The following is a 13,890-nucleotide window of genomic DNA, read 5'->3' as shown; positions in this document are numbered from 1 at the left end:
CGCGGTTGACGGGCAATTTATCGGGGGCTACGGACATCCGTCCGCGAGATAGATACGTCGTGAGAGCTCCAGAGTTTCGTTGGCGCAGATCGCGACATTTGCCATTTAAAAAGGAGCACTATGTCATCCCACCCAACCGACTTTCAGGGTTCCGTCATCGACGCGGTGCGCGAGGCCATCGAGCAGCAGATTCAAAATTCACGGGCCACAGTCAACGGCGGCGGGGGACACTTCAGCATCGAAGTGACGTCGCCCGTGTTCGCCGGCATGAGTAAGCTCGAGAGCCAGCGGTTGGTATACAGCGCAATCGCCCACCTGATGCAGGGTGACATGCCGCCGGTGCACGCCGTCGACAGTCTGAAAACCCAAACGCCAGCTGCGTCTTGAGCCGGATTTCAAGCACGATCCGGCCGTCGCGGTCGTGGTCGTGCGGAAGATTCTGAGCCTTCGCGACACGGTGAAACTTCGCGCGCGCTGCCCGGCGGTGAGATCGAGTTCACAATGAAGCGGCTACTCAGTGCGGATCAATGTGCACAAAACCCGCCGGCGAGGGGGATCACCGGCGGGTCTGGGCAGAAGCGCGAACGGATGGCTAATCCGTCCGAAGAACTAATGCGGGGAGTGAGGTCAGAGTTCCGCAAAAAAAGCGCCGGAGCTGGGGCATGCGCCAGTTAGCATCCGGTTAAAATGTTCCAGCAACCTTGAAATTGTGATCGGTGATTCTCCTATCGAGCCGATCCAGTTTTCTGAGCCGGAGATCATGGAAGAAATTCCACCGCGCCCGTTTTGAGATTGTACATTGCTCCCGCAATCTTAATGGCGCCGCTGGATTCAAGACCGACGAGGATGGGACTTTGCTTCCGAATATTAGCGATGGTCATGCCGACATTCGTCCGAGCGACAGCGTCCACGAAATCGTAATTTTTAGCGGACCGTTCACCCGCGTAAGACGTGGCCTGCACGGCTGGTTTGATCTTGGCGAGAAGTCCAGTCAGGTTTCCTAATTCGACGTTGTCGATCGCCCCTTTGATCGCACCGCAGGATGTATGGCCCATCACAAGCACGACTTTAGCTCCAGCAACTTTGCAAGCGAATTCCAGGCTTCCAAGGATGTTGGCAGATTCTATGTTGCCGGCCACTCGAGCATTGAAGATATCGCCGATGCCGAGATCCATGATCACCTCGGCTGGCGCGCGCGAGTCGATACAGCTGAGTAGGGCTGCTTTTGGATATTGTCCCTCCGCGCTAGATTCCTGCTCTCGCAGATAGTTGCGATCCTTCCTTTCGCCGCTGCGAAACCGAGTATTTCCATCCTTCATCGCTTCAATGATTTGTTGAGGCGTAAAGTTATCGCGCTGCTGCTGCGTCAAGGCAGCGGCATAAGAATTTCTTGTCAGGAGCATGCCACCACTGAGGGCTGCCGCCGTGCCAGCAAATTTGAGGAAGCCGCGGCGTCCCCAGCAATGACAGTCTTTGGAATGACCTAACGTCTCGTGCATCAAAATCTCCTGGTTCAGCGCGAACCTGCGCAATTCGTCTAGCCGGGGCCCATGATACCAACGGCGAGCTCCAGCCACATGAAAAAAAATGTGGCTACGATCGCGAGGCCGCCGGCGATGCGATAGCGAGCGCGGTTTGTCAGGGCCGTCGTCGCCTCGAAGGCGAGGCACGCTGCGATCAGCATGCCACCGAATATGACAAAATCAGCGGTGTCCCACCTCACTTCATTGGTGATTTGCATGGCGGCGGCGGGCACCAGCAATACCACCCCGGCGATAAACCAAACCAGATGTCTCATTTGGGGTTCTTCGCCTTCAACCCGATCTCTACAAGGCGGCGGACGGTCTCGGAGCGGCCGGGTAGATCTTTCTGATGGGTCGCCCAAGCATCGACCTTCTCAATGAACTCGTCTGATAGCCGAAATGCACGCGCCGGATTCTTGCCTGTAGCCGGCCGCCCCGGTCTGCATCGATTGGTGCTTATGGTCATCTTAACAGCGTCACGGAGCGCCACCTCCAGACCGAAAGGACTATCCACCGGTTTCCGAATCCATAAAACAAAAAAAAGCCCGCCGACTAACCCGGCGGGCTTCCCTTGTCTCTAAATCTTCTAGTAGCGGCGATAACCCCGGTGGTATCCGTAACCCCGGTGATATCCGTAACCTCTGTGCACGTAACCATAGCGGCGGACACCGTAGCCACCATAGCCATAGCCACGATATCCGTAGCCGTATCCTCGGTAGACGGGCGCCGTGCGGATACAACCGTTGGGGCCGCAGACCACGGCAACGTTCTCTACGTTTGAAGCGGGCGAAAGTGGAGCGAGCGGCATTGCAGATGCGCTTCCCGCCGCAGCAAGGCCGAAGAGTGCCGTCAATCCGACAATTGCAAATTTAAGCTTCATGGTCTCCTCCTGTGGCATTCCGATCTTCACACAAAGTAGAAGGTTTAATGTGAACCCGGGATGAGCAACCCGGCCTCACTTAAATCATAAAGTGCGCTGGGGAGGAGCTCAGTCGCTAAAGCCCGCCGGTCTCGACCGGCGAGTTATCGATCGTCACTCTCAAACAGCGCATCAATGCGTGCGCATCGCGTCGTATGCGTGAGCAATGAATACGACGGCGCTGACCAAAAGCAGTGCGGCGACTGCGGCTTCCAACATGACGGCTTCCCATTATCGTTTTGGGGAGACGTAGCCGCTCAACGTTTCAGATAGACTTCATGGGACCAGGAAATTGGTTTCATTCCTAAGCCGGCAAGACGCTCATTGGGTTTGACCAACCAGACCAATGTTTTCCCTTGGATGGATATGCCGGCGTCGCCGGTATTCTTCTCAGTCCAAGTCACTTGTTATGTCATGAGAAGAAAATACGACATAACTAATTGATTTTATTTATGATATGGCGGAAGGGGTGGGATTCGAACCCACGGTGGGCTTGCACCCACGCCGGTTTTCAAGACCGGTGCCTTAAACCACTCGGCCACCCTTCCAAACGGTTGACACTGTTTAGCTATCGTCGCGAGGCCGGTTGTCGAGAAAGGCCATTTGCTATTCAACGTCTCTGGTGCGCTTGTTTATGGCGGCACGTAACGCATCGTCAACCTACGCCACGGCGTCGGCCTGCATATTCGGCAGGACCTGCGAATAAAAATCCAGCGTGATCCCGCCTTGCTATGGCCAAGCCGTTCGCTGGCGATCTTCGGATCTGCCTCTTACAGAGACTGCAGGTCTCTTCGATGGCGCCAAGCAAAGAGAGACTCGCCGGCGTGAGCCGGCGGTTTTCCTTGCGGCCAGCCAAGCGAGCGCTCATGATAGCTCGATCGTTCAAAAAGGGAGTTGCGGCTGTGGCGACAGGTACAGTGAAGTGGTTCAATGCGACAAAGGGTTTCGGGTTTATTCAGCCCGACAGTGGCGGTAAGGACGTGTTTGTCCATATCTCAGCCGTGGAGAAAGCGGGCCTTAGCTCACTCAACGAGGGCGCCAAGGTGAGCTACGAGGAAGTAGCGAACAGGGGAAAGACCTCAGCAGAAAACCTGCGGGTAGGCTGATCTTGTTGCCCGCCGGCGCTCACCGGCGGGTGATTTTTCGTCGAAGGGAACGCGTTCCACATTCCCGAGACCGGGTACAAATTACCAGGAGACTTTCCGATGTTCATTGCCATGAATCGCTTCCAGGTCATCAAGGGAAATGAAAAGGCTTTTGAACAAATCTGGCTGTCGCGCGATAGCTATCTAGGGAGTGTGCCTGGTTTCGTTGAATTTCATCTTTTGCGTGGACCTGAAGCTGAGGATCACACGCTTTATGCCTCGCACACGATCTGGAAAAGCCGCGACGCTTTCTATGCATGGACCAAATCAGAGGCGTTCCGAGCCGCTCATGCGAACGCTGGCAGCAATAAGCCACTCTATCTGGGTCATCCTCAATTGGAGGGATTCGAAGCGCTCCAGACCGTGACTGGTTCTACAACTCAAGGTGAGTAACCCATTGGAAGTCACTCAGCGATTCGCGATCGACACTGCCATTTCCTTCAGCAGAAGGTCAGCTGCTTAATAGAAGGCTTTGCGAAATATATTAAATTGCTGATCTTGATTTTAAGCTGCCCCCCATATTCCTCCCTTACCACCCTAAGGCGCCGCTGAACTAGTATAGAGTGTCGCGACCCGTTTCCGCGAGGAGGGCACCTGGCGCGTCCTGCACGGGGATGAGTGCGGCCCGAACATGTCGGAATTTCTTGCGATTTGTGTATTAGCTGGCCGCATAGAGCCATCCCGCACCTTCGGATGACGATCATAATGACGCTGTAAAACAGACACGCGTGCGGACGTACAGGCAATGAATGCACCAACAGAAGACCGCCGCAAACATCCGCGCGTCGAAATAGACGAGCCGGCTTACATTTCTACAAGCGGATTAAGCATGCGGTGCCGGCTGTTGAACGTATCTTCGCAAGGAGCCGCCATCGAGGTCCCAAATCCGGCCCTTGTCCCGTCGCGTTTCCAGCTGATGACCGAAAAGGATCGGGTGATTCGGTTCTGCCGGGTCATCTGGATCAAGCAGGACCGGATCGGAATTGCTTTCGATCCGCCGACTGCCGAGGCAGGCTAAGGCGTTCCGAGTCGCGACCTTGATTGACCACCCGTTTTCGCTTCTGAAGGGCTCACCCCATTTCCGCCTTGTTTGCTCTGCGATATGTTCACGGCTTGGTATGGTTATGGACCGTATCGTGCTGACCGGCGCGGTGAAGTGGGGCAGTCTGCCGGGGACCGGGTCTTGGGGACGGATGAGGAAACCAAATTCAGATCGAATTGGGCATGCTGCATGCGCTGTGGCCGTCGCGGGCGCGTGCCTGATGCTGGCCAATTGCGGTTCATCAAACAACCTCAGCCGGATCGATCCTAAGTATGGAGTTTCGAGCAGCCCTCGGGTGATCGCCTCTGGCGAGGCGGTGCCAAAAGGCGGCGGCACTTACCGGGTCGGCAAGCCCTATACAGTCGCCGGGCGCGTTTACGTTCCCGAGGAAAACACCAGATATCGCGCCGAAGGGCTTGCTTCCTGGTATGGCGATAACTTCCATGGCCGTCTGACAGCCAACGGCGAGGTTTTTGACATGGCCTCGCTGTCTGCTGCGCATCCAACCCTTCCCTTACCGTGTTATGTCCGGGTAACAAACTTGGGCAACAGCAAATCCTTGGTGGTCCGCGTCAACGATCGCGGGCCGTATCACGGTAACCGGCTGATCGATGTCTCGAATAAGGCCGCCGAGTTGCTGGAGTTCAAGCAAAATGGTGTCGCGTCGGTGCGGGTCGAATACGTCGGACGCGCGCCGCTTGAAGGTTCTGATGATCGGCAATTGATGGCGACCCTGCGAACGGGTGTGCCCGCGCCGTCGCCGTCCACCGTCAGGATCGCCTCGGCGCGGCCGTTTGTTCCCGAACTCGCGCCGTCCGAACGCTCCCATACGCCCGACCATACCGCGATGGACGTCGCATCGATCAACGCAGATTCCGAGATGTCTGCGTCCGGCCGCACCCCGGCGCGTCGGCAGGCCATGGAAAGACCGCGGGAGGTCTCATATGGCGAGGGCAACGTTGCAGGCCATGTCCGCCCCGTCACCGCTTATGCGCCGGTAGACCAGAGCGGACCAAGCGAGCTACTCTCGGGCCGAGGGCTCTATTAAGCGTCGCTCACCTACGAGAAAGCTTGAAATCTGCTTGATCTTATCCGGCCGTGCCATAGGCGCGGCCATGTTGTTTGCGACCACCCCAACTGATAAAAGGATCTACCCGGAATCGCACCATGACAACCAGCTCTTCCACGCCCGACAGACGACGCGGGGGATTCGCCTGGCGCGGTTTGGTGGCCGCCGCCATCCTCACGATCGGCCTCGACGGAATCGTTCTGGCTGCCAACAACAGCGTCCAGGGTGCGAAGAAGGAAGAAACCTACGAGACCAGCGCCCCGACCGCAATTTTGATCGAAGCAAAAAGCGGCAGCGTTCTTTTCGAGAAGAACGCAGACGAACTACGTGCACCGTCCAGCATGATGAAGCTGATGACGGTGGAAGTCGTGTTCAACGCCATCACGAAAGGCGAGATCAAACTCACAGACGAGTACGTCATCAGCGAAAACACCTGGCGCAAGGGCGGGGCGCCTTCCGGTGGATCGACCATGTTCGCCGCGATCAACAGCCGCGTCGCCGTTGACGATCTCCTGCACGGGGCAATCATCCAGAGCGGCAATGATTCCTGCATGGCGCTTGCGGAGGGTATCGCCGGTAGCGAAAGCGCCTTCACAGAAAAGATGACAGCCCGAGCGCGGGAATTGGGCATGACCCGCTCCACCTTCGCTAATTCCAACGGCCTTCCACATCCTGACAACAAGATGACCGTTCGAGAGCTTGCGGCACTCGCGCGCCACATCATTTTGACCTACCCGGATTTTTACAAGCTGTTCGGCGAACGTGAATTCACTTGGAACAAGATTCGTCAGTCAAACCGCAACGCGCTTCTGACTGCGATGGACGGAGCCGACGGGCTCAAGACCGGCTACACCAAGGAGGGTGGATACGGCATGGTCGGCTCAGTGGTTCAAAACGGCACCCGGCTGATCGTTGTCGTGAACGGCCTCGAAAGCGCCGACGACCGAGCGGCCGCCGCCAAGAAGCTGCTGGAATGGGGTTTTCGAAATTTCGAAATCCGGACCCTGTTTGCTGCGGACCAGCCGATCGGCTACGCCAAGGTATTTGGCGGTGATAGCGGCTCCGTTCAGGTCGCCACGTCAAACCCGGTTCAGATTATGGTTCAGAAGAACGGCAACGACAAACTGCTCGCGCGCATCGTCTATACCGGGCCGATCCGTGCGCCGGTTGCGCCGGAGCAACCGATCGGGGTCATCAAGGTGTGGCGAGGCAAGGAAGTGGCGGTCGAGATGCCGGTTCTTGCCACGAAAGCCGTCGGTGTCGGCTCGACCATGCGTCGCGCGTTGGATGGAGCGATCGAGCTTGTCGTTGGGATGGTGCGCTCGGGCGCCGCGAAACTCTAATGGCTGACGCCACGCCCAAAGCCGACCCGCCGCGCGGACGTTTTATTACCTTCGAAGGCGGCGAGGGGTCCGGAAAATCCACGCAGATCAAGATTCTCGTCGAACGTCTTCAGGCGGCCAAGCTGCATGCTATCGTCACGCGTGAGCCCGGAGGATCGCCGGGCGCCGAAATCATTCGACACCTCGTCCTGTCGGGCGTGGGCAAACTGCTCGGCGCTGACGCTGAAACCCTGCTGTTTGCGGCGGCGCGCGATGACCATGTTCGCACCGTCATCAGGCCTGCGCTGGAGCAGGGCATATGGGTGCTCTGCGATCGGTTTGCCGATTCGACCCGCGCCTATCAGGGTCAGTTGGGAAACGTGCTACCCGGCGTGCTGAACGCGATGGAGCGGGTAACCATCGGCGATCTCAAGCCTGACTTGACGGTGATCCTCGATGTCCCCGTTGAGGTAGGTTTGCAGCGCGCAGCCGCTCGCCGTGGCAGCGGCGCGCCGGATCGCTTTGAGGCGGAGGACCTTGCCTTTCACCGGAAACTCCGTGACGCCTATCGCGAGATCGCAGCGAGCGACCCGCAACGTTGCATGGTGATCGATGCCGACGCCGACGTCAATACGGTGGCCGCGAGAATATGGGCGGCGCTGCGCGACCGCGCGCTAACGGCGGACACTGCATGATCGCGCGCTCAGCCACCGCGGAAATGCCGGTCCCGCATCCGCGCGAAACGACCGTGCTTTTCGGTCACAGCGAGGCGGAGCGGACGTTGCTCGATGCCTATCGCGGGGGCCGTATCCCGCACGCCTGGCTTATCGGCGGCGCGCCGGGGATCGGCAAGGCGACGCTCGCCTACCGGATGGCCAGATTTGTGCTTGCTCATGGCGATCCCGCCACATCGCAGGTGCAATCGGCCGAAACGCTCAAACTGGACCTGACGCATCCGATTGCACGCCGCATCGCGGCCGATACCCATGGCGGGCTACTGACGCTGGAGCGGACGCCCAACGAAAAGGGCGTGATGCGCACGGTCATCAGCGTCGAGCAGACCCGGGAGACGATCGCTTTCTTCGGCTCGACCGCCACTGGAAACGGGTGGAGGGTGTGCATCGTCGATACTGTCGACGAACTCAACCCCAATGCCGCCAATGCGCTGCTCAAGATCCTCGAGGAGCCGCCGCACCAGTCGCTGTTTTTCTTGATAAGCCATGCCCCGGCGCGGGTATTGGCGACGATGCAATCGCGCTGTCGCAAGATGATGCTACGCCCGCTTGCAGCGAACGATGTGATCCGCGCGGCCGCTGAAGCAGCGCAGATCGCGCCCGACGATACGTCCTTGCAGGAAGTCGCCTACGCGGCCGAAGGAAGCGTCGCGCGGGCGTTGGCGCTCCTCGGAGGGGGCGCGCTGAAGCTTCATCAGCGGACGACGGCGTTGTTGAACAGCCTTCCGCAGATTGACCCGGGCGAACTTCACGCGTTGGGGGACGCAATCAGCGGCAGTGAGCGCGCCTCGCTTGGCGCCTTCGTCGACAGCGTGGACCGCTGGATCGGCGAGCGACTCCGCACCAGCGATGCGAACGCCGATCTTCCTCATCTTGCACGGCTCGCGGAGGTATGGGAAAAGATCAACAACGCCGCGCGCGAGACAGAGACCTATAATCTCGAGCGAAAACCCCTGGTTTTTTCGGTGTTCGGGCTTCTCGCAGAAGCAACGCGGTAAAAACATTCCGCCCATGATTGTTCTCGACCTCCAGCCTGCTTCATAAGGAACTTGTGGTGGCTCCCGCTAAGAAGAAAACGGCCAAGAAACCTCGCGTGAAAAACCGCAAGTCGCGTCCCGCCGCCAGCCCGGCAGCCAAAACGCGCAGCAGGACGGCGGTTAAGAAGACCACCAAACGCAAGAAGACGAACGCAAAGACGACGACAAAAGCTCGTGCGAAGAAAGCCAAAAAGACAACAAAAGCGCGTCTACCAAAAGGGACCGGCAAGACGGCAAAGAAGACGGTAAAGCGAGCGGCAAAGAAGCAGCCGACGAAAAAACCCTCGAAAAAGGTGGCGGCGAAAAAGGCTTCGGCGAAAAAATCAGTGTCGAAGAAGGCTGCGCCGAAACGATCCGTCGCAAAGAATCCCGTGAAGAAAGCAAAGCCGCGAGCGCCGCGCACGGTTGGTACGACGACAAAACCGATCCTCTCGAGCACGGCGTCATCGCACACCAATACGTTCTATATCACCACGGCGATCGTTTATCCGAACGGTGCGCCGCACATCGGCCACGCATACGAGGCCATTGCCACCGATGCGCTCGCGCGTTTCCAAAGGTTGGACGGCAAGGATGTGTTCTTCCTCACCGGGACCGACGAGCACGGCCAGAAAATGGTGCAGACCGCGCAGCGGGAAAACATATCGGCCCTTGAACTCGCCACGCGAAACGCCGAACTGCTTCGTAAATTGGATGAGACGCTGAACATTTCGTTCGATCGGTTCATTCGCACTTCGGAACCCGCGCACCATGGCTCGGTCCAGGAAATCTGGAGGCGCATGGCAGCGAATGGCGATATCTACCTGTCGAGCTACGCCGGCTGGTATTCGGTACGCGACGAAGCCTATTACGCAGAGGACGAGACGCTCGTCGGCGACGACAATGTGCGGCGCGGACCGCAGGGCACGCCGGTCGAGTGGGTCGAGGAAAAAAGCTATTTCTTCAAGCTATCGGCCTATCAGGACAGGCTGCTTGCGCTGTACGAAAGCCAGCCTGACTTCATAGGTCCGGATTCTCGCCGCAACGAAGTGGTCAGCTTCGTGAAAGGCGGCCTGAAGGATTTGTCGATCTCGCGCACCAACTTCGACTGGGGCATCAAGGTGCCCGACGATCCCGAGCATGTCATGTACGTCTGGGTCGATGCGCTGACCAACTACATCACGGGCGTCGGTTTTCCAGACGAGAACGACCGCAACTGGCACTATTGGCCGGCCGACGTGCACATTATCGGCAAGGACATCATCCGCTTTCACGCGGTCTACTGGCCTGCTTTTCTGATGTCTGCGGGCATTCCCTTGCAGAAGCGGGTCTATGCCCATGGCTTCCTATTCAACCGCGGTGAGAAGATGTCGAAGTCGGTCGGCAATGTCGTCGATCCCTTCAGCCTCGCCGCGGAATACGGCGTCGATCAGGTGCGCTATTTCTTCCTGCGCGAGGTGCCGTTCGGGCAGGACGGCAGCTATAATCACGAGGCGATCGTGGCGCGCATCAATGCCGACCTCGCCAACGACTTCGGCAACCTCGCGCAGCGCTCATTGTCGATGATTGCCAAGCAGCACGGCGGCGTTCTGCCGGAGCCGGGAGGTTTCAGCGACGCCGATAAGGCGATCCTCGCACAGGCGGACGGCATGATCGCGATCACGCGCGAGGCAATGAATACGCAGCAGATTCACCAGGCGCTTAATGCAATCTGGGCCGTCGTTGCCGAAGCCAACCGCTATTTTGCGGGCGAGGCGCCCTGGGTCTTAGCCAAAACCGATCCGGCGCGGCAAAGGACAGTGTTGTATGTCACCGCCGAGGTGGTGCGCCAGATCGCGATTCTGGCGCAACCCGCGATGCCTGTCGCCTGTGCAAAGTTGCTCGATATATTAGGTATCCCGCAAGGCGAGCGAAGTTTCGCGATGCTTGGTGGTCAAACCCGGATTAAACCGGGCACGACTTTGCCTGCGCCGGTGCCGGTGTTTCCGCGATATGTCGAACCGTCCGCGGCCTGAACGGTTTACGCTTATGCTGGTCGACAGTCAGCGTGGTAACTGTTTCTTCCGGTTACCACCATTGTGCCTCGTTACGCGGGTAGCCGCGTAGAATTACGGCCGGCGTTACGGTCTCGAACCAGCGGCAGCACCGCTCGGTGGAGCGGATGGTGCGCAACGTGCTGATCCCCGTGTGGAGCGACAAGGTCATTTCGGAAATCACGCGCCGCGACATCGTCAAACTGGTGGAAGAGATCAACAACCGGCTAGCGCCGATATACGCCTTCGCGGTGTTCGGCTGGACGCGGGCCCTTTGAAACGCGCGACCGGCACGAGTCGTAAGTCGAGCTCGAAGCAAAAATGTTTTGCCGCTCGGGCCACGAACCAGCTCCTAGGAAGCTGATGGCGGGACAGCAACACTCCGATACTTCAGCGGCGGAGTGGCACCGGTCTGTCACATACTTGCAATGGAACCCTTCTAGAGGTCTGCCCCAGTTGATTAAAAAAGGGGAAATGACCGATGCTGACCTGGGGCGAGAAGGGAAAAATTCGTCAATCAAGAACAAAGGCCAACGCAATGTCTCGGAAAGGGACGGCGCGCCGAGAGCACGGGAAATTCATTTCCGTAGGTACGAAGTTGCTTTTTGGAGCCATCGGCTTGGCCGGCACAGTCAGCACTGCACAAGCGAGCGCACAGACCGTGACTCCGGAACAGGTCGAAGATTTGCAAAGGCAAATTAGCGTGCTGGAAAAGAAGCTCGAAAGCGTTCAGCACAACACCTTCCTGAACGCCAGCGCCGGTTATATGCCGACAAAGGGGACATTCGCACCACCGGACGTTCTGGTGTCGATGAAAGGTAACTCTCCCCGTTTCTGCACCGCCGATGGATACAACTGCGTCGGCATCACCGGTCGTCTGCACTTCGATGTCGGGGGTTATGACTATAGGCCGAACACGGCTGCAACCGTGCCGCAGAACCTGCAGGACGGCGTCAACGCACGCCGCGCACGAATCGGCATCACCGGCGTATTCGCACGCGACTGGGTATATGCGTTGATCGGCGAATTCGGCGGCTCTCAAGACGGCACGGGGACGATCAACAACGCCTTTGTGTCATACAAGGGCTTCAAAAACACGAGCATCGACATCGGCTATATGAAAGTGATGTGGAGCCTCGAACAGGCCACCAGTTCTAACAACATCACATTCATGGAGCGCTCCTCTGCGCAAGTGATGGCCGCCGACCTCGGCGCCGGTGGCCAACGCGCCGCGGTGGGAGTCATCAAATACGACAAATGGTGGTGGGTCGCCGGCTACCTGACGGGACCTGAGCGCGCCTATGATCACACTCTGCGCGTACCCTATTCAGCGGTTGGCCGTCTGGTTTTGACGCCGATCAACACCGATGTCGCGACCTTCCTGTTCGGCGGCGAGGTGCTCTATCTCGCCGACACCGGCGGCGCCCCTGGCGTCAATGATCTCCGTTTGCGCGAGCGCATCGAACTTCGCATCGATCCGACCCGGGTGCTCGACACCCATAACATTGGCAATGTCGATGACGTGCGAGTGCTGAGTGCCGAAGTCGGCGGTGCCATTGGTCCTTTCCATGCCCAAGGCGAATGGTTCGACTACAGCGTCTCCCGCCTCGGGGGGGCCTCTGACCTTCATTTCGCGGGAGGTTACGTTCAGGCCGGCTACATCCTCACCGGTGAAAAGCGCAAATACCTCCAACATGACGCGGCGTTCGGCGGTGTGCACCCTACCAATCCCTTCTTCTGGGATGTGGCAGGCGGCATCGGCGCTTGGGAGATCGCTGCGCGGTACAGCTACATGGATCTCAACGACAAAACAGTGTTCGGCGGAAAGCAGGAAAACGTCACCGTCGGCCTCAACTGGTATCTCAACGACAACATGCGCGTGATGTTCAACTGGATCCACGGCAACATGGGGAAAACCAACCTTGCCAATCAGGATCTCGGCGCCAAGTGGGACGCCTTTGCAATGCGCACCCAGTGGGCATTTTGAGCCCCTTATAGGGTAAACCCCATAAAGGGCAGCGCTCCTGCTTCGCTTCGCAGATCGCCACCTTCAGGTCGTAAGGAGCGGGAAAGGAAAGCCGCCGAGCAGGCGCTGAGGCTGCCCCGCGGACTAAAATTCATAAAATCGGCTCGGAGTATGTGCGCTCCGAGCCGAGGGCGAAGCTCTAACAGCTCGGATCGTTAGTGAAGGTGCAGCGTTCGTGGAAGACGACGCGGTACCCCGGACCGACATAAGCCGGTGCATATCCCCGGCGACGGTAGGTCGTGTTCACACGGCCGGCATAGGCGTAGGCTTGGTAGATACTCGATTCATAACCTCCGGGACCGCTGTCTCTTACGCCGTTCCACGGAGCGGCGAGCGCCGAAGTAGTCAGCATCGTTGCCGCACAAACCGCAATCAATCCGTACCGCATTACCATTCCTCCAAGACCAAGTGAGGGAACCTGAATAATTTTTTAGTCTGTCACATTTCTGTAATGTACTTTACTTATAATTGAGTTCCCAAAAAATATGTCAATCCAAAACAAGACTTAAGCCCTGCGACGCAGTGTCTCGGATAGGGCGGCGCAAGGGCGTTCGCGAATGCGGGGAGGGAGCCCGCTTCCGTTCGGATATTTCGATTTCGCTGAGGCCGCAGGTTTTGCGTTACTCGTCGGCGCGCCCTCGTAAGGTGGCCGCCGGCAAATTCGATCAGGACGCCAAAAGCTTTCGTACGCTCGCGCTGACGTGCTTGGGATCGGAGCGTCGCATATTCGGACCAACAGGACTTCGACAGTCGCCGCATTGGGCCGCATACCAGTTCATCATCTTCGGAAGCTGGTCGTTGGAGGCCTCGGCTCGCACCGGGTTCTCATAATACCTGCGGGCGACCATTTCCGCCTTCTTAAGGCTCATATTTGAAAATGTGCAGAGCTTATCGATGAGCGCTTTACTCCCGACATAGGCGACCACCTGGAGCATTTTCGTACCGCCCGAACTGAGCACGAGCTTCAGGGCGAGCCCTCGTTCCATCGAATCGAGTAAGCCATCCGCTACTAGCAGCCGCAACGCGAACGATAGTCGCTATCACTGTTCCTTGCTGCGCGG

17 protein-coding genes and 1 tRNA gene are annotated in these 13,890 nt (G+C 58.1%); 11 read left to right on the top strand and 7 right to left on the bottom strand.

Annotation, left to right across the window (positions count from 1 at the left end):
• The first annotated feature begins 120 nt into the window (after positions 1–120).
• On the top strand, positions 121–387 hold the full coding sequence (locus ACZ5IL_RS13695; RefSeq protein ID WP_079446531.1) for a BolA/IbaG family iron-sulfur metabolism protein: 267 nt from the start codon (positions 121–123) through the stop codon (positions 385–387).
• 371 nt (positions 388–758) lie between these two features.
• Here the strand turns inward: ACZ5IL_RS13695 and ACZ5IL_RS13690 are convergent, their stop codons facing one another.
• The 4 genes from ACZ5IL_RS13690 to ACZ5IL_RS13675 form a co-directional block, all read right to left on the bottom strand.
• Complete coding sequence (locus ACZ5IL_RS13690) at positions 759–1,499, bottom strand: carbonic anhydrase family protein (protein WP_464592225.1); 741 nt, start codon at positions 1,497–1,499, stop codon at positions 759–761.
• 38 nt (positions 1,500–1,537) lie between these two features.
• The gene (locus ACZ5IL_RS13685) at positions 1,538–1,798 is read right to left on the bottom strand and encodes a hypothetical protein (RefSeq protein ID WP_464592223.1); all 261 of its coding nucleotides are present in this window, start codon (positions 1,796–1,798) and stop codon (positions 1,538–1,540) included.
• A 311-nt stretch (positions 1,799–2,109) separates the two neighbouring features.
• Positions 2,110–2,403, bottom strand: coding sequence for a hypothetical protein (locus tag ACZ5IL_RS13680; protein ID WP_464592221.1), 294 nt, complete (start codon positions 2,401–2,403; stop codon positions 2,110–2,112).
• 497 nt (positions 2,404–2,900) lie between these two features.
• Positions 2,901–2,990, bottom strand: a tRNA-Ser gene (locus ACZ5IL_RS13675).
• Positions 2,991–3,344: 354 nt separating this feature from the next.
• Here ACZ5IL_RS13675 and ACZ5IL_RS13670 point away from each other — a divergent pair.
• The 7 genes from ACZ5IL_RS13670 to ACZ5IL_RS13640 all read left to right on the top strand — a co-directional run bounded on the left by ACZ5IL_RS13670 (position 3,345) and on the right by ACZ5IL_RS13640 (position 8,752).
• On the top strand, positions 3,345–3,548 hold the full coding sequence (locus ACZ5IL_RS13670; protein WP_079446424.1) for a cold-shock protein: 204 nt from the start codon (positions 3,345–3,347) through the stop codon (positions 3,546–3,548).
• A gap of 99 nt (positions 3,549–3,647) precedes the next feature.
• Complete coding sequence (locus tag ACZ5IL_RS13665; RefSeq protein WP_464592218.1) at positions 3,648–3,980, top strand: antibiotic biosynthesis monooxygenase family protein; 333 nt, start codon at positions 3,648–3,650, stop codon at positions 3,978–3,980.
• A 352-nt stretch (positions 3,981–4,332) separates the two neighbouring features.
• Complete coding sequence (locus ACZ5IL_RS13660) at positions 4,333–4,605, top strand: PilZ domain-containing protein (protein ID WP_464592216.1); 273 nt, start codon at positions 4,333–4,335, stop codon at positions 4,603–4,605.
• A 175-nt stretch (positions 4,606–4,780) separates the two neighbouring features.
• Positions 4,781–5,677, top strand: coding sequence for a septal ring lytic transglycosylase RlpA family protein (locus tag ACZ5IL_RS13655; RefSeq protein ID WP_464596907.1), 897 nt, complete (start codon positions 4,781–4,783; stop codon positions 5,675–5,677).
• 119 nt (positions 5,678–5,796) lie between these two features.
• A complete protein-coding gene (locus tag ACZ5IL_RS13650) occupies positions 5,797–7,041 on the top strand; it encodes a D-alanyl-D-alanine carboxypeptidase family protein (RefSeq protein ID WP_464592214.1) in 1,245 nt (414 codons plus the stop codon).
• Positions 7,041–7,715, top strand: a complete 675-nt coding sequence (gene tmk / locus ACZ5IL_RS13645; protein WP_464592212.1) for a dTMP kinase — start codon at positions 7,041–7,043, stop codon at positions 7,713–7,715. Before ACZ5IL_RS13650 ends, tmk begins: the two co-directional genes overlap by 1 nt.
• Positions 7,712–8,752 carry a DNA polymerase III subunit delta' gene (locus ACZ5IL_RS13640; protein WP_464592210.1) on the top strand — a complete coding sequence of 347 codons (1,041 nt, stop codon included), beginning with the start codon at positions 7,712–7,714 and terminating at the stop codon, positions 8,750–8,752. Before tmk ends, ACZ5IL_RS13640 begins: the two co-directional genes overlap by 4 nt.
• 40 nt (positions 8,753–8,792) lie before the next feature.
• Here the strand turns inward: ACZ5IL_RS13640 and ACZ5IL_RS13635 are convergent, their stop codons facing one another.
• Positions 8,793–9,194 (bottom strand): hypothetical protein, encoded by a 402-nt coding sequence (locus tag ACZ5IL_RS13635; RefSeq protein WP_464592208.1) that lies wholly within the window; start codon positions 9,192–9,194, stop codon positions 8,793–8,795.
• Between ACZ5IL_RS13635 and metG the strand changes: the two genes are divergently transcribed.
• From metG to ACZ5IL_RS13620, 3 genes are all read left to right on the top strand, one after another.
• The gene (metG, locus tag ACZ5IL_RS13630; protein ID WP_464592206.1) at positions 9,163–10,785 is read left to right on the top strand and encodes a methionine--tRNA ligase; all 1,623 of its coding nucleotides are present in this window, start codon (positions 9,163–9,165) and stop codon (positions 10,783–10,785) included. The genes ACZ5IL_RS13635 and metG overlap by 32 nt on opposite strands.
• 149 nt (positions 10,786–10,934) lie before the next feature.
• Positions 10,935–11,081 (top strand): hypothetical protein, encoded by a 147-nt coding sequence (locus ACZ5IL_RS13625; RefSeq protein WP_464592204.1) that lies wholly within the window; start codon positions 10,935–10,937, stop codon positions 11,079–11,081.
• 341 nt (positions 11,082–11,422) lie between these two features.
• Positions 11,423–12,790: an OprO/OprP family phosphate-selective porin gene (locus ACZ5IL_RS13620; protein WP_464592202.1), complete on the top strand. Its 1,368-nt coding sequence runs from the start codon at positions 11,423–11,425 to the stop codon at positions 12,788–12,790.
• Between the two features lie 178 nt (positions 12,791–12,968).
• Here the strand turns inward: ACZ5IL_RS13620 and ACZ5IL_RS13615 are convergent, their stop codons facing one another.
• On the bottom strand, positions 12,969–13,217 hold the full coding sequence (locus ACZ5IL_RS13615) for a hypothetical protein (RefSeq protein ID WP_425909246.1): 249 nt from the start codon (positions 13,215–13,217) through the stop codon (positions 12,969–12,971).
• Positions 13,218–13,494: 277 nt separating this feature from the next.
• Entirely contained in the window at positions 13,495–13,764 is a 270-nt protein-coding gene (locus ACZ5IL_RS13610; protein WP_464592200.1) for a hypothetical protein, read from the bottom strand.
• Positions 13,765–13,890 lie beyond the last annotated feature (126 nt).

Source organism: Nitrobacter sp. CN101, from assembly GCF_055390255.1.
The sequence above is the reverse complement of the archived record's forward strand: the minus strand, read 5'-3'. Positions and strand labels throughout refer to the sequence as shown.